This window comes from Enterobacillus tribolii, assembly GCF_003363015.1.
Lineage (GTDB): Bacteria > Pseudomonadota > Gammaproteobacteria > Enterobacterales > Enterobacteriaceae > Enterobacillus > Enterobacillus tribolii.
Genome location: NZ_QRAP01000008.1, coordinates 179027 through 194294, shown reverse-complemented (window position 1 = coordinate 194294; position 15268 = coordinate 179027). Strand labels below are relative to the sequence as shown.

At 58.6% G+C, this 15268-nt stretch carries 9 protein-coding genes and 7 tRNA genes; 1 reads left to right on the top strand and 15 read right to left on the bottom strand.

The annotated features are described in order from the left end of the window. Position 1: 1 nt before the first annotated feature. Positions 2-1426 carry a tRNA (N6-isopentenyl adenosine(37)-C2)-methylthiotransferase MiaB gene (gene miaB / locus C8D90_RS17035; protein ID WP_115459661.1) on the bottom strand — a complete coding sequence of 475 codons (1425 nt, stop codon included), beginning with the start codon at positions 1424-1426 and terminating at the stop codon, positions 2-4. 222 nt (positions 1427-1648) lie between these two features. Here miaB and ubiF point away from each other — a divergent pair, with 222 nt between their 5' ends. Then, on the top strand, positions 1649-2815 hold the full coding sequence (gene ubiF / locus C8D90_RS17030) for a 3-demethoxyubiquinol 3-hydroxylase (RefSeq protein WP_115459660.1): 1167 nt from the start codon (positions 1649-1651) through the stop codon (positions 2813-2815). Positions 2816-2875: 60 nt separating this feature from the next. On the opposite strand, the gene C8D90_RS17025 is transcribed toward ubiF, so the two are convergent. The 14 genes from C8D90_RS17025 to asnB all read right to left on the bottom strand — a co-directional run bounded on the left by C8D90_RS17025 (position 2876) and on the right by asnB (position 15003). Beyond that, positions 2876-2950 (bottom strand) — tRNA-Gln (locus tag C8D90_RS17025). A gap of 68 nt (positions 2951-3018) precedes the next feature. Then, positions 3019-3093 (bottom strand) — tRNA-Gln (locus tag C8D90_RS17020). A 2-nt stretch (positions 3094-3095) separates the two neighbouring features. Continuing rightward, positions 3096-3172, bottom strand: a tRNA-Met gene (locus C8D90_RS17015). 64 nt (positions 3173-3236) lie between these two features. Then, positions 3237-3311, bottom strand: a tRNA-Gln gene (locus C8D90_RS17010). Between the two features lie 48 nt (positions 3312-3359). Continuing rightward, positions 3360-3434, bottom strand: a tRNA-Gln gene (locus tag C8D90_RS17005). 22 nt (positions 3435-3456) lie between these two features. After that, positions 3457-3541, bottom strand: a tRNA-Leu gene (locus C8D90_RS17000). A gap of 53 nt (positions 3542-3594) precedes the next feature. Continuing rightward, positions 3595-3671, bottom strand: a tRNA-Met gene (locus C8D90_RS16995). 279 nt (positions 3672-3950) lie between these two features. Then, entirely contained in the window at positions 3951-5285 is a 1335-nt protein-coding gene (locus C8D90_RS16990) for an alginate export family protein (protein WP_115459659.1), read from the bottom strand. A gap of 26 nt (positions 5286-5311) precedes the next feature. Further along, complete coding sequence (locus C8D90_RS16985) at positions 5312-7615, bottom strand: aminoglycoside phosphotransferase family protein (RefSeq protein WP_115459658.1); 2304 nt, start codon at positions 7613-7615, stop codon at positions 5312-5314. Continuing rightward, complete coding sequence (locus tag C8D90_RS16980) at positions 7608-9407, bottom strand: ABC transporter ATP-binding protein (RefSeq protein WP_115459657.1); 1800 nt, start codon at positions 9405-9407, stop codon at positions 7608-7610. The genes C8D90_RS16985 and C8D90_RS16980 overlap by 8 nt, the downstream gene beginning before the upstream one ends. Then, positions 9397-10569, bottom strand: coding sequence for a glycosyltransferase family 4 protein (locus tag C8D90_RS16975; RefSeq protein WP_115459656.1), 1173 nt, complete (start codon positions 10567-10569; stop codon positions 9397-9399). Before C8D90_RS16975 ends, C8D90_RS16980 begins: the two co-directional genes overlap by 11 nt. Continuing rightward, on the bottom strand, positions 10566-11822 hold the full coding sequence (locus C8D90_RS16970; RefSeq protein WP_115459655.1) for a glycosyltransferase family 4 protein: 1257 nt from the start codon (positions 11820-11822) through the stop codon (positions 10566-10568). The genes C8D90_RS16975 and C8D90_RS16970 overlap by 4 nt, the downstream gene beginning before the upstream one ends. Before the next feature lie 2 nt (positions 11823-11824). Then, a complete protein-coding gene (locus tag C8D90_RS16965; RefSeq protein ID WP_230473036.1) occupies positions 11825-12853 on the bottom strand; it encodes a glycosyltransferase family protein in 1029 nt (342 codons plus the stop codon). Between the two features lie 485 nt (positions 12854-13338). Further along, on the bottom strand, positions 13339-15003 hold the full coding sequence (gene asnB, locus C8D90_RS16960) for an asparagine synthase B (protein ID WP_115459653.1): 1665 nt from the start codon (positions 15001-15003) through the stop codon (positions 13339-13341). Positions 15004-15268: the final 265 nt, after the last annotated feature.

Sequence of the window (15268 nt, the reverse complement as noted above, 5' to 3'; positions counted from 1 at the left end):
CTTAAGGCTGATAGGTGCCCACGCCCAGCTCATCCTCTTTGCGCGTGCGGGCGATGACGGACGCCGGCGATTCATGGACGCGCAGATCCATTTCATCTTCGGTACGGATCACCGTGCCGCGCAGGGAGTTGGGGAGAACCTCGGTGATTTCCACATCGACGAATTTCCCGATCATGTCCGGCGTGCCTTCGAAGTTCACCACGCGGTTGTTCTCCGTGCGCCCGGACAGCTCCATCACGCTCTTGCGCGAGGTGCCTTCCACCAGGATGCGCTGTACGGTGCCCAGCATGCGGCGGCTGTAGTTCATCGCCTGCTGACTGATGCGCTCCTGAAGGATGTAAAGACGCTGCTTTTTGTCTTCTTCCGGTACGTCGTCCACCATGTCCGCCGCCGGCGTACCGGGGCGTGCGGAGAAAATGAAGCTGAAGCTCATGTCGAAATTGACGTCGGCGATGAGCTGCATGGTTTGCTCGAAATCCTGCTGGGTTTCGCCGGGGAAGCCGACGATAAAGTCAGAGCTGATCTGCAGGTCCGGACGCGCCTTGCGCAGTTTGCGGATGATGGATTTGTACTCCAGCACGGTGTGGGTACGTTTCATCAGGTTCAGGATGCGGTCGGAACCACTCTGCACCGGCAGGTGAAGGAAACTGACCAACTCCGGGGTGTCTTCATACACGGCGATGATATCGTCGGTGAATTCAATGGGGTGACTGGTGGTGAAGCGGATGCGGTCGATGCCGTCGATGGCCGCCACCAGGCGCAGCAGTTCAGCGAAAGAGCAGATGCCGCCGTCGAAGGACGGGCCGCGGTAGGCGTTAACGTTCTGGCCGAGCAGGTTGACCTCGCGCACGCCCTGCGCCGCCAATTGGGCGATTTCGAACAGCACGTCGTCGCACGGGCGGCTGACTTCTTCCCCGCGGGTGTAAGGCACCACGCAATAGGTGCAGTACTTGTTGCAGCCTTCCATGATGGAGACGAAGGCCGTCGGCCCTTCAGCGCGCGGTTCCGGCAGGCGGTCGAATTTCTCGATTTCCGGGAAGCTGATGTCTACCACCGGGCTGCGGGTGCCGGAAACGTGGTTAATCATCTCCGGCAGGCGGTGCAGGGTCTGCGGGCCGAAAATGATATCGACGTAATGGGCGCGTTCGCGGATATGCTCGCCTTCCTGCGAGGCCACGCAGCCGCCGACGCCGATGATCAGCCCCGGTTTTTTTTCTTTCAGGGTTTTCCAGCGCCCTAACTGATGGAATACCTTTTCCTGAGCTTTCTCACGGATAGAACAGGTGTTGAGCAGCAGGACGTCCGCTTCCTCGGCGTTTTCCGTCAGTTCAAAACCGTGAGTGGTTCCCAGTAAATCAGCCATCTTGGATGAATCGTATTCATTCATCTGACAACCCCAGGTCTTAATATGCAGTTTCTTCGTCATCGACTTGCCATTACTCAGTGCAGGTGAAAAAGGTTATCGGCGCAGGGATTCCCCCCAAGAGGGCGCTCATTGTAATCGCTTGCTGCCACGCTGACCAGTGCGGTGCGCTCGGAATCCGGGGGAAAGATCCGGTACACTATCTCCAATCAGCGGGCTGGGTGAAGTTTAGCCGAAGCTGCGCGGCGGTGAAAATGTAAGATTGCGGACAGTGAGGTATTCCGGATGGATTGCGATATTGCGGTGGTCGGTGGCGGCATGGTGGGCGCGGCCGTGGCGTTGGGGTTTGCGCGGGCGGGGTTTTCCGTGGCCGTGATTGAACCGCATCAGCCGCGTCCCTTTGAGCGGGGCAGCGCGCCCGACCTGCGTATTTCCGCCATCAGCGCCGCTTCCGTGAAGGTGCTGAAGTCGCTGGAGGTATGGAGCGACGTGCTGCGTATGCGCTGCGTGCCTTATCGCGGGCTGGAAACCTGGGAGTGGCCGGAGTCTTTGGTCAGCTTCCGGGCGGAGGAGTTGGGGCTGAGCGAGCTGGGCTTCATGCTGGAAAACGATGTGCTGCAACTGGCGCTGTGGCAACATTTGCAGACGGCGCCGGGCGTCAGGCTGCATGCGCCGGCGCAGTTGGAGCAGCTTTCCCCGGCGCAAGAGGGCTGGCAGATCACTTTACAGGGCGGAGAGGCGTTCTGCGCCAGGCTGGTGGTGGGGGCCGACGGTGCGAATTCCCGCGTGCGTCAGTGGGCCGGCATCGGCCTGAGCGGCTGGGAGTACCGTCAGTCCTGCATGCTGGTGACGGTGCAGACGCAGGAAGCGCCGCAGGACGTCACCTGGCAGCAGTTCACCCCGCACGGGCCGCGCGCTTTCCTGCCGCTGTGGGATAACTGGGCGTCGCTGGTGTGGTATGACGAACCGCAGCGTATCCGGCAGCTGGCCGCCATGCCTGCGCCAGCGCTGACGCAGGAGATCCGCAAAACCTTCCCGTCCCGGGTCGGCGGGGTTACGGCAGTGGCCGCCGGTAGTTTCCCGCTGGTACGCCGCCACGCCGATTGCTACGTGCGTGACGGGCTGGCGCTGGTGGGAGATGCCGCCCATACCATTAACCCGCTGGCGGGGCAGGGCGTGAATCTGGGATACCGGGATGCCGAGGCGCTGCTGGCGATCGTCACCGAAGCCCGCAATCAGGGCGAGGCGTGGTACAGCGAGGAGATTCTGCGCCGTTATCAGCACCGCCGCCGCCCGGACAACCTGATGATGCAGGCCGGGATGGATCTGTTTTACGGTACGTTCAGCAATAATCTGCCGCCGCTGCGCCTGCTGCGTAACGTCGGGTTGATGGCCGCACAGCGTGCGGGCGTGCTGAAGAAGCAGGCGCTGAAGTACGCGCTGGGCGTCTGAGCCGGAGAGTAAGCCGGAAAGTAAAAAGCAAAATGCCCGCATAAGCGGGCATTGCTGAGATGGCTGGGGAGCAGGGATTCGAACCCCGGAATGGCGGAATCAGAATCCGCTGCCTTACCGCTTGGCGACACCCCAAGTGTCTGTGTTTGTCGTAGTGATGAATCAGCCGACGTTCAGCCCGTGCAATGACGTACTGAGAAAAGTGGCTGGGGTGCAGGGATTCGAACCCCGGAATGGCGGAATCAGAATCCGCTGCCTTACCGCTTGGCGACACCCCAGTTGGTGGCTACGACGGGATTCGAACCTGTGACCCCATCATTATGAGTGATGTGCTCTAACCAACTGAGCTACGTAGCCATAATACTGAACTTAATACTTTAGCAATTTCCTGCTCAAGCGCAACTGCCTGATTGTGTTGCAATGGCTGGGGTACCAGGATTCGAACCTGGGAATGGCGGGATCAAAACCCGCTGCCTTACCGCTTGGCGATACCCCAATTTATTGCAACATTTCCAGCGATGAAAACAGCGTTCATTGAAAATGATGGCTGGGGTACCAGGATTCGAACCTGGGGATGGCGGGATCAAAACCCGCTGCCTTACCGCTTGGCGATACCCCATCCGATGCGATCGTGAATGAAATGGTGCGGGAGGCGAGACTTGAACTCGCACACCTTGCGGCGCCAGAACCTAAATCTGGTGCGTCTACCAATTTCGCCACTCCCGCAAACTGCTTTTCACGACGGAAACTTCACAACGGAAAATTCTCGCAACGAAAAGTGGTGGCTACGACGGGATTCGAACCTGTGACCCCATCATTATGAGTGATGTGCTCTAACCAACTGAGCTACGTAGCCATCTTTTTTTGCTTGACCTTCATCGGCGTTGCGGGGCGCATTATGCGTATATGGGAAAGTTGCGTCAACCCCTTTTTTGCCCGCGAAGGGCTTCGCTGCGACGTTTGATTGGGGATTATACAGGCTGGTCATAAAAGCAACAAAGATTCGCGGATATTGAGAAGAAATAACGCGTTGCCGGGCCTCCGTATAAGGAAGAAGGGGAGGACGAACCCCGTATTCTGCCCCTTCAGAACGGGGTTCTTACACCCGGCAAAACCGTCTTATCCAGGGTGGAAGTCAAAAGCGCAGCTCCGCTTCAAACCCTATCGAGTAAGCAGGGGCGCTGCCCGGCGCGTTGTCCGACGCGCCGGAACGGAAACGCTTCGACGGCGTGAACATCCCCATGATCAGCTCGGTTTTCAGACGCTTGTTAACCTGTACGCCCCAGACAAGATCGATGCCGCTGCCCAACCGCGTGGTGCTGCGGTTGTCATAGCGCGACTTCAGATCGCCGTTGTGCGCCTCCAGATCGGCTGTCTGTGCCTGCCGGTAGTCGTGATAAATCAGGTCGAGGCTGGCATCCGGCGTAATGTCTACGCCGATGCCGGCTGTTATTACGTGCAGGTTGGTCAGCTCCGGCGCCAGCGTGGCGCCGTAGATGTTCAGTTTGGTGTTGCCGCCGAGCGTTGCCTCGTTAGACTGCAATCCTGTCTGGCGATAGTTTTTGCTGGCGTAGGCGTAGCCCAGCGTCAGACGCGGGCGCAGCCGGGAGGCGAAAACATAGGTGCCGCCCACGTCGGCCGCAAAGCCGCTGTGCCGGTTGCCGGATTTATTGCCGGACATCAGGCCGATTTCAGCCCAGTGGCGCAGCCCTTCCCTGCGTTCATCGTGTGAGCGCAGCCCATAGTGGAACTGACTGTAATGGGCGTCATGGGTGTTTTCACTGGCAAGTGCGTAAGCGCCGGCTAACCAGTCGCTGCCCAGCTTGCGGCGCACGATGGCGCCCATCGCGGTGGTTTTGCCGGCGTCGCGTGAGGTGCGATCAAGAAGGTCGCGCTGCCAGTAATCGATCCGACCGCCTAACACATCGGCGCGCCACCTGCCGGACTTCCAGCGGGCCAGCACGCCATCAATATTTTCGTCGAGCAGCCACTCGCGCTCGTCACGGTACAGCCAGCGTCCGAGGCGGAAATGGGTATCCAGAGCATCGGCGTCCAGGCCGAGGTAGATCTGGGTTAACTCCAGACGCGTTTTATTCCTCCCGGGTTTGCCGGTTTCCCGCTTGGTTTTGTCCTTCAGCTCCACCTCCGCCACGCCGTAAACCGGATGGCCTTCCAAAAGGCTGAACCGCAGACGGGCCAGCGGCTCTAACTCCAGCTCGTTTTCCCGCTTGTCGCCGTGGCGCAGCTTTTTATTACGCAGGGAAAAGGCCTCCATTTTTAGCGCCACATTCACTTTCAGCAGTGCCGGTACGCTATCGTCCTCCGGCGTCCGAACCTGACTTAATAAAGAGGGTTTGCTGTCGCGCCCGGCGTTATGTTGTTCGTCGCGTACCGTGCCGTCCGCAGCGGAGAAGAAGGACGTCAAAAAAAGACCGACGCCAAGCGGGAGAGAAAATGAGCTGTAATGCATTACTGAATCGTTCCTTGTCGTCATGGTTATCCTGTCAGTCGTTCGCAATAGTCCAGCAGCGGCACCGTGGTGTGCGCCCGCCCGGGGAAACGGGTGCTAAGGAAGATATGCCTGAGCAGGGAGAGCGCCAGAAAGCCCCGGACGTCCTCTGCGCGGGTCCATATCGCGTGTTCGAGATAGGCGCCGGTAAACGCCGTTTCATGCGCCTGCAGCGCGTCAGCGTTGCCGAAACGGCGCAGCGCCAGTTCGCGTACATGCGCCAGATAATTACCGGCGTCGAGGGCGGCGGCGCTTTGGCTGCACAGGTCAAAATCCAGTAAAACCAGGCGGGCGGGATGGCGGCGATCCGTCAGGATCTGATCGGGGTAAAAGTCCCGGTGTACCGGCGTTTGTGCCGCGCTGAACAGCCGGCAGGCTAATTTTTCCCCGGCGGTCAGTAACGCGTGCAGCCGGTGGCGCCAGTGCGGGCGGGCGGCGGCAACCTGCGCCAGCCCGCGTTCCAGTACGTTCATTTCATCCTCTTTTCGCCAGATCTTGCCGGCCACCGCGGTCCGCAGTGCTTCATTCGACTGCAGGGCGGCCAGGGCCGTGCCGACGGCGGCGCCGGTTACGGCGAGATCCGCATGGGGCGACAGGCGCAGCGTCAGGCACTCAGCATCGGCTTTGCGTTGCAGCCACATTTTCCGCTCAGGCAGCAACGCCAGAGGCTCGGGAACGCTGGCGGCGTTTTGTCCGTCAAACCCGTTCTCCCAGAGTGCGCGCTGGCAGGCGAACGCATGCTTATCCGTGCCTTTTTCCCGGTATTTGCCTAACACCGCATGGGTGAGCGTGCTGTTCCCGGCAGCGAGCTGGTAAGCGATTAACGCCCGCCGGCCCGGTTTATGGCGCAGGACTTTACCGGATTGCAGCATTTGCTGCCCCAGCGCCTGCTGTAAAGGCTGCGCCATATGCTGCGCCTGGCAGAGCTGCGTCAGGCGTTCCTGCCAGTCGTTATCGCCAGGCGAAGTCGTGTCGGCGGTGAGCTGCTCGGCGCGTTGCAACAGGGCGTCAATGGTTGCCGGCCAGCGCGCGTCGCGCTTGCGGAAAGGTTCCGCCGCCAGAGCAAGCAGCGCCAGCGCGGTGTACCAGGGAAGCCCTTCGCAAGGCAGAGCGCGATGCGCGCTGTATCCGCTCAGCAGCGCCGCCCGGGCAGAGTCCGCCTGTATGCGGCTGAGGTTGCCTTCGATAACGTCCATTTCGATCCTGGCCAAAAACGTCGCCATATCGTTAAGCGGGTGACCGCTGGTGCTGCGATCCCAATCAATGATGCGCAGCGGGGCGTCAGGGCCGGTAACGATGACCTGATCCGCGGAAAAGTCGCCGTGCAGGATAACGGCAGGTTGCTCAAACCGCCGGATGTGTTGCCCGATCCGTCCGGCACAGTGTTCGAAGCGGGAAACGGCCTGCGGATAAAGGGTGTACAGCGTGTCCAGGGCGCGCCGCATCTGGTTTAGGTCGTCGTCGGTAGTACGCCGCGCCGGTAAGGTAAAAGGCGCGTTGTGCACGTGAGCCAGCGCTTCACCGGCGCGGGCTACCAGCTTGGGCATGCAGGGATCGCGCAGCAGTTGCTCAAGACTTTCGCCTTCAATCCAGCAGGTGGCCGCCAACCGCTTTTCGCCCAGCGCGCCCAGCAGTTCAACGTGGCCGAGAGCGCTTCCCGTCGCGCACCCTTGCAGGATTGCGCCGAACTCGTGCTCGCTGGCGCAACGGATGACTGCCTGCGGCTTTCCCGCATGCACTATGCTGACCACGCAGCGGCGTTCCGGCTTATAGCGCAGAAAACGCCATTCGACGTCCGGCGCGTTCGCCAGATCGGGCAGCCAGCGGCGCAGCAGGGCCGCTCTCTGTTTTTCGTTCCATAAAACATCCAGATAACGAATGCCGCGATCGCCGGTGGGATGCTGAAGTAAAATAGCGTCGTCTGCCAAAAACAGGGGCGCATGCGGATGCCCGGCGGCGAGCAGCGCCTGCCGCTTCGGGTGCGCCCGCGAAGCGGCAAACCGTTCCCGGGTCAGCGCTTTGGCGAAGCAGCGTTGGCTTTCCCCGCCGGCCAGCGTGATTTCCAGCGCCAGTATGCAACTGGTGCCCGGCTTATAACGCAGGTACGTTCCCTTCAGCGCCCGGGCATGCGCGAAAGCGGGAAGCGTATGCAGGGCTGCCAGCAGGCGCTCATTGCTTAACAGGAGGCCCAGCCCCGGCAGCGCGGGATCTCTGGCAATCAGTGCGAGTTCGGCGTCGTGGGCGGTCATGATGGCGCTCCTTATTTCCTGTGTCTGTTGCGGGTCAGCCATGTTGCATATTCCAGAGTTCGAAATAACGTCCCTGCTGTTTCAGCAGGCTGTGGTGATCGCCCTGTTCGGCAATATGTCCGCCGTCAAGCAGCAGGATGTGATCTGCCCGCGCGGCGAAATCCAGGTTATGGGTGATGATCAGGCTGGTTTTACCACGCATCAGTTGCATCAGCGCGTCGGTGACTTCGCGCTCGTTTTTGCTGTCTAAGCCGACGCCGGGTTCATCCAGCAGCAAAAATGCGTTGCGGCGGATGGCGGTACGGGCGATGGCAATACGCTGGCGCTGACCGCCGGAGAGCGACATGCCGCGCTCGCTGACCACGGTGTCGTAACCATTCGGCAGATCGGTGATGAAATCGTGGGCATTCGCCAGGCGTGCGGCAGCGATGATCGCTTCCTCTGTAACATCGCCGTCGGCGCCCAGCGCGATGTTCTCCCGGATACTGACGCCGAACAGCAGACTTTCCTGCGGCAGGTAGCCGATGCGTTTACGCAGGCTGCTGGTGTCGTACTCGCGCAGGTCGTGCCCGCCGATCACGATACGACCGGAGCAAGGCTCGTACAGGCGCAGCAACAGCTGACTCAGGGTGGATTTGCCCGCGCCCGACGGCCCGGTAATGGCGAGCGAGCGCCCCGCCGGCAAAAGAAAGCTGATGTTTTGCAACGCGGGCGGGCTGGCTGCGCCATCGTCCGTCCGGTAGCCAAAGGAAACTGCCTCGAAGCGGATATCCTGCGCGCTTTCCGCCAGTGTTTTTCCGCCGGTTTGTTCGCTGGTGGCGACGGGCGTATGCAAGAGTTCGGCGATGCGTTCGCCGGCTGTGGTTGCCTTTGACAGACGGCCGCTGTATTTGGCGAACTCCCGCACCGGGCGGAAGGCATTTTTCAGGTAGGAAATAAAAATCAGCAATTCACCGGCCGACATCAGGCCGCTCAGGACGCTTTTCGCCCCCAGGAATACCACCATGGCGGTGGTCGCGGCGATGAGCAGATCTACCCGGCGCTCCATGCCCGCCGCCAGCCGTTTGGACTGGACGTTCTGCTTCAGGCTTTGGGCATCGTTGCCGTTAAACGCCTCTGTAGCGGCTTTTTCCAGCGACATCGCCTGGATGGTGGCGATACCGGTCATGAACTCCGACGACTTTGCCGCCAGGTTGCCTTCGCGTTTACGCTGGGTACGGCTGACATCGCGGATTTTACGGCTGCTGTGCAGGGTGGTCAGCGCCAGCACCGGCATCGGGAGCAGGGTGAGCAGCGTCAGCTTCCAATCCAGATAGAGCATGATGCCGAACATGCCGGCGAAGATGACGATGTTCGACAGCATCGGCATGAACGCGGTAACCGTGACTTCGCGCATCATGCCGATGTCGTTGATCAGTCGCATGGTGAGATCGCCGGTGCGTGAACGGTGGTGGAACGCCAGCGGGAGGCGCAGCAGATGGACGAACAGATTACGGCGGATTTCGCTCATGACGCGGCTGCCCGCCAGCGCCATGCCGATGGTGCTGACGTAGCCGGCGACGGCGCGCAGCGCTGCGACGGCGATGATGCCGCCCGCGCACAGCCACAATAAATCCTCCTGCGTCAGGGATTCAGTGTTGAAGCCATTGAGCAGGGTATTGTGTTTGACGTCTCCCATGACAATGTCGATGGCGAACGCCAGCGGCCAGGGTTCGAGCAGACGCAGACCGCTGGCGGTAAGCAGCACGACGAACGAGGTGATGATTAACCTCCGCTGTTTGCTGATGTAGGGCAGAAATGTGTGCAGCAGCATGGTCTGGCTTTCAGGTTTCATTACATTCTCTCTGGCGTTCGCCGGCGTTGGCCAAACGTAAAATCCGGTTTACCGCCTGTTCCCAGCTGTGGTTTTTTTCGGCCAGCCGACGGCCCGCCTGCCCCATCCGCCAGCGCAGGGCCGGGGCGTTTATCAGGACGGTGAGCGCTTCACACAGCGCCGGAGGATCTTCCGGCGGCACCAGCAGCCCGGTTTCTCCCTCGCTGATCAGCGTGCCGAGATGGCCGGTTCGTGAAGTCACCACCGGCAGCCCTGCCGCCATGTATTCGTAAATTTTCAGCGGGGAGAAATAGAAATTATCCAGCCGCGGGTAGGGCGCGACAGCGATGTCGGCATCCGCCAGCAGGGCCGGCACGCGGTCGGGCGATACCGAGCCAGAAAAACGGGTCATCGGCAGCAGGCCGTGTTGATCCAGCCGTGCCCGCAAAGGTTCATATTCGGGGCCGTTGCCGATGATGGAGAGCAGGGCGGAGCTCCCGCGCTGATGGAGCAGGATGAAGGCGTCAATCAGCGTGCTCAGCCCGTGCCAGGGCTTCAGCGTACCGAGAAAACAGATCGTGACCGGCGTGCGCGCGGTTTCTTCCCGCGGGCTGAAACGCGTCGGATCTACGCCGTTTTCCACCACGTAGGTTTTGCCGTGTGCCGGAGGAAAACGCTCCAGCCAGGTTTTTACGCCGGGCGAAACGCCGATCAACGTACCGGCGTCGCGTAGGTTGGCGTCCAGCGTGGCGAAGGCTTCGTCTTCCAGCGGCAGCGTGCGGTATTGACGCTGTTCTTCAATCAGGGGGGCGTTGACTTCGAGAACCGACGGCGTGCCGTGACGGGCGGCCCAGGACATGCCTGCGTGGCTCCAGAGCGAATAGCGTTCGTACACCAGGTCGAACGGGCCGGCGGCATCCAGCATCGCCGTCAGATCGGCGTTCGCCGCCAGCGCAGCCCTGGCCCTGGCTTCCGCCTGTGCGGCAGTGGGCAGGGCAGGCAGCTTCACCACCTTTATCCGGCGGAAGGCGGCAGGAATATCATCGCCCGGACGCTGGGCGAACAAGGTGATCTCCGCTCCCTTTTTCAGCAGGATGCGCAGCACTTCCTGAATGTGAATGGAAGCGCCCTTCTGGCCGAAGACCGGAATTCCGGGGTCCGCGCAAATGTAGGCGACTTTCATCCGAAAGCCTCCCCGCCACAGGGCAATGACGTTGCGTGGTTTACGGCGGCGGCGAAAATATTGCGCAGCACGGCGGCATTGCGCTCAATGTCGAACTCGCGTTCGATAAGCTGTCTGGCCTGCTGCGACAGTGTCTGACGCAGCGCGGCGTCGCCGAGCAATTGCGCGATAGCGTCGGCCAGGGCGAAGGCATCCCCCGGCGGGATACAAAGCCCGGTTTCGTGGTTGATGACCAGCTCAGGAATACCGGCAACGGCGCTGGAGATAACCGGCGTGCCCAGCGCCATTGCTTCCAGCAGTACGGTCGGCAGGCCGTCGCGATCGCCTTCTTCGCTGATGATGCAGGGGGCGGCGAGCAAAGTCGCGCTGCGCATGGCGCTGATAATGGCGGACTGGGGCCGCAGGCCGGGCATGGCGACCTGTGTTTCCAGACCTGCCTGCTGAACCTGCTGTTGCAGCGCGTCGCGCAGCGGGCCATCGCCAATCAGCGTGCAACGGAAATCCAGATTGCGCTGCTTCAGAATACGCAACGCTTCAATCAGCAGCGGGAAGCCCTTTTTTTCCACCAGTCGCCCGACGGCCAAAATGTGCGCGGATGCATTGTCTGAGCAGGGCTGGTAAGCAAACTTGTGCAGGTCGATGCCGTTGTACAGGCGGGTTACGTTGCGCGCATCGTTGCCGTACTGCTCCCGCAGGTAGGCCAGGTTGTAATCCGAGACGGTGACGGCGTGCGCGGCGTCGCGCAGCTTTTGGGCCAGCCCCGTACCTTCCGGGTAAGGGTAGTAGATGTCTTTGGCGTGCGCGGTGAAGCTGTAGCTGATGCCGCTGAGCCTGGCGGCCAAACGCGCCACGGTGGTAGCGCGGGTGCCGAAATGCGCGTGCAGGTGGCGGATACCACGCTGGCGTACGGCCAGCGCCAGTTGGATCGCCTGAGCGAACTCATGCACGTTGTTGTGCTGCAACCCGGCCAGGTTAGTGGAAAAATCGGGCAGCGTGCGGCGGGCGTTATCCAGCAACGCCCACAGATTTTCTGTGTTGCGTTGTTTATCGTCAAAACGGGTGACGGGCGCGTTGACCTGCGCGATGACATCCTGGAAATGTGTTTCATCAACGTTGCCCAGTGCGAAAATATCCACTTTCAGCCCCGCACGCTCATGGGCAAGAATCTCATTAACGATGAACGTTTCTGAAAAACGTGGATAGCGCTTTACTACGTAACCCACATAGGGATTACCCACATGATTATTTTTCATTTTTATACCCCGACCAGAGATGTGAGTGCTTTGCCCGCAGGCTTGGGCAGCAATATATTTATTTTTTCAGCAAATGTACGTAAACCATCCAGGCTCAGATAATGACGGGGATTTTCCGGCTGCCAGTTTTTTGATATCCAGTCATTCAGCGTCTGTGTATTTAATTCGCTTGGGTGAATACAGGCGACCAGATTAACCTTTGCCAGCGAAGAAGCTCTTATCCATTGTTCCTGCCGGGGGGAAACACGCGGAATAATTAACGCGCGTTTGTTCAGGGATAATATTTCGATGGTGGTGTTATATCCTCCCATCGCCACAACGCTGTGCGCCTGGTGTAATAACAGCAGCGGGTTGGCAATAAAACGGATAACGCAGAGGTCGTTACGCTGTGCGGCGATTTTTTGCAAAGCTTCATATTCGGCGGCAGGCATCATGGTGCCTGTGATTAATACGCCCATCATGCCTTGCGGGAACGTCGCCCGGGCGAATACAGACGCCAGATGGTATCCGTCCTGACCGCCGCCGACGGTGCACAATATGTAGGGGCGGTTGATGGCGGCCAGATAGTTATCCGTCGTTTTCGGTTGTCGTGGGTGCTTTGTGGCATCCAGATAGCCCATGAACGACACTTTTTTACGGATGTCGTCGTCCAGGTTGTAGGCGCGGGTTAAGTCATAAAATCCGGCATCGCCGTAGATCCAGACATCAGAGTAGTAGTCGCGGATTGCGGTGCTGTTATCCAGCTTTTTCCATTGGCGTTGTACCACAGACGGTTCATCGATAATGTCCCTCAGCCCCAGGATCAGATGCGTATTTCTCTGCTTTAACAGAGGTAACACGGTATTCAGCTCGGACATCGCCCCGCGCGGCACATTGTCTACGATCATGACGTGCGGATTGAAAGCGTTCAGTGCGGCCTGGATGATGCTGACACGCAGTTCTACCAGGCGATGAACGTCATTTCCCAGCGAGCAAGGCTCATATTCCCCGTCGGGGGTTTTGATATAGGTCGGCAGCGTAACGGAATCCATCCCTTTCGGGAAGTAAAATATGCCTGATTCACGCACGCCGTTAATTAGCAATATTTCAGTGTCGGGTCTGGACGTTAATATTGTATTTGCTAATAGCATGTTTCGCCGTATATGACCTAATCCCATTGTGTCATGGGAATAAAAAACAAGTCGCGGCGGATAGGGCGTCTGCATAACTACGACTTCCTTCCGTGGATTTTAAGGATGAATGGTTTTCTGAATTATTTAAGCCTCTTTGAAGGCGTAATTCATTAGGATTTTTGATTAAGATGTTTCTTGTTTTTATTTTTCTTGCGTTCCATAACATATAGATCTTAACGATTTATTAAGGGATTAAAATAAAATAATTATTTCGCTTGAAAGGGCGATATTAATTTGGGGTGTGGCAGGGAAGGCAAAAATAAATGTTTTTAGTGGCGAGACAGAAATAAAAAAGGCTTCCGGACGACAGAAGCCTTTTTGACATAATGAAAAACTAAGAGACGTTATTTATAGGCATCCTGGTGTACGCCCACTGCACGTCCTGATGGATCGTCCATCGTTTTGAACGCTTCATCCCACTCGATGGCCTTGGCTGAAGAACAGGCGACGGAAGGGCCGCCGGGAACGCATTCCGCCGCGCTCGGCACCGGGAACAACTCCTCAAAAATCTGGCGGTACAGGTAACCCTCTTTGGAGGTCGGCGTATTGTACGGGAAGCGGAAGTGCGCGTTTTCCAGCGACTGATCGCTGACCTGCTGCGCGGCAACCTCTTTCAGGGTGTCGATCCAGCTGTAGCCCACGCCGTCGGAGAACTGCTCTTTCTGGCGCCAGGCGACGCTGGCCGGCAGGTAAGATTCGAAGCATTCGCGCAGGATGTGTTTTTCCATTTTGCCGTTGCCGCACATTTTGTCGCGTGGGTTGATGCGCATGGCGACATCGAGGAATTTCTTGTCAAGAAATGGTACGCGCGCTTCCACGCCCCAGGCGGCCATGGCTTTGTTGGCGCGGGCGCAGTCGTACATATGCAGCGCCAGCAGTTTACGCACGGTTTCTTCATGCAGCTCTTTGGCGTCCGGCGCTTTGTGGAAATAGAGATAGCCGCCGAAAACTTCGTCGGACCCTTCGCCCGACAGTACCATCTTGATGCCCATTGCCTTGATTTTACGCGCCATCAGGTACATCGGCGTGGAAGCGCGGATGGTGGTGACGTCGTAGGTTTCAATGTGATAAATCACGTCGCGGATGGCGTCGAGGCCTTCCTGCACGGTGAAGTGGATCTCATGGTGTACCGTTCCCAGATGGTTGGCGACTTCCTGCGCCGCTTTCAGGTCCGGCGAACCTTTCAGGCCGACGGCGAAAGAGTGCAACTGTGGCCACCAGGCTTCGCTGCGCTCATCGTCTTCTACCCGGCGGGCGGCGAATTTTTTAGTAATGGCGGAGATCACGGAAGAGTCCAGACCGCCGGAAAGCAGCACGCCGTAAGGAACGTCCGACATCAGGTGGCTTTTGACGGACTCCTCCAGCGCGATGCGCAGGGCGTTGGGGTCGGTTTCGTTGTCTTTCACCGCGTCGTATTCAAACCAGTCGCGCTGGTAGTAGCGGCGGATTTCGCCGTCTTTGCTCCACAGGTAACTGCCGGCGGGAAACTCTTTGATGGTTTTACATACCGGCGTCAGCGCTTTCATTTCAGAGGCGACGTAAAAGTTGCCATGTTCGTCGTAGCCGGTGTACAGCGGAATAATGCCGATGTGGTCGCGGCCAATCAGATAGGCGTCCTGCTCTGCGTCGTACAGTGCAAAGGCGAACATGCCATAGAGATCGTCAAGAAACGCCGGGCCTTTTTCCTGGTAGAGCGCCAGGATGACTTCGCAGTCGGAGCCGGTCTGAAACGCGTAACGGTCTTTGAGCTGCGCGCGCAGGGCCTGATGGTTATAGATTTCACCGTTGACGGCCAGGATATGGGTATGTGCGGCGTTGTACAGCGGCTGAGCGCCGTTGTTGACGTCCACGATCGACAGGCGTTCGTGCGCCAGGATCGCGTTGTCCGAGGCGTAAATACCGGACCAGTCCGGCCCGCGGTGACGCATCAGACGTGACAGTTCAAGCGCTTTCTTACGCAATTCGACCGGATCGGTTTTCAGGTCGAGCACACCAAAAATGGAACACATAGCCTTCTCCCTTCCTGCATGACTTAAGTTGTGTGATGTTAAATGTGAATTCGTTAATAAATCGCCGTAAAACCTGTGGATTCAACGATCATTATCGGTAATGACAGCGGGTTATCTAAGAAAATGCATCAATAGCTGAATAAAAGGCAAGTTATTTAGTGTTTCGATGAGAAAAAGATTGTTGAAGAGGGAAGAACTTTGATGATTTCTCAATATATGACCTTATAAATTGAATAATCGTCAATTTTTAACGCAGAAAGGTGAA

Excerpts from the sequence above, each read along its gene's own strand:
- asnB (WP_115459653.1), bottom strand. The coding sequence starts at position 15,003 with ATGTGTTCCATTTTTGGTGTGCTCGACCTGAAAACCGATCCGGTCGAA.
- miaB (WP_115459661.1), bottom strand. The coding sequence starts at position 1,426 with ATGACGAAGAAACTGCATATTAAGACCTGGGGTTGTCAGATGAATGAA.
- C8D90_RS16970 (WP_115459655.1), bottom strand. The coding sequence starts at position 11,822 with ATGAAAAATAATCATGTGGGTAATCCCTATGTGGGTTACGTAGTAAAG.
- C8D90_RS16985 (WP_115459658.1), bottom strand. The coding sequence starts at position 7,615 with ATGGCTGACCCGCAACAGACACAGGAAATAAGGAGCGCCATCATGACC.
- C8D90_RS16990 (WP_115459659.1), bottom strand. The coding sequence starts at position 5,285 with ATGCATTACAGCTCATTTTCTCTCCCGCTTGGCGTCGGTCTTTTTTTG.
- C8D90_RS16975 (WP_115459656.1), bottom strand. The coding sequence starts at position 10,569 with ATGAAAGTCGCCTACATTTGCGCGGACCCCGGAATTCCGGTCTTCGGC.
- C8D90_RS16965 (WP_230473036.1), bottom strand. The coding sequence starts at position 12,853 with ATGGATTCCGTTACGCTGCCGACCTATATCAAAACCCCCGACGGGGAA.
- C8D90_RS16980 (WP_115459657.1), bottom strand. The coding sequence starts at position 9,407 with ATGAAACCTGAAAGCCAGACCATGCTGCTGCACACATTTCTGCCCTAC.
- ubiF (WP_115459660.1), top strand. The coding sequence starts at position 1,649 with ATGGATTGCGATATTGCGGTGGTCGGTGGCGGCATGGTGGGCGCGGCC.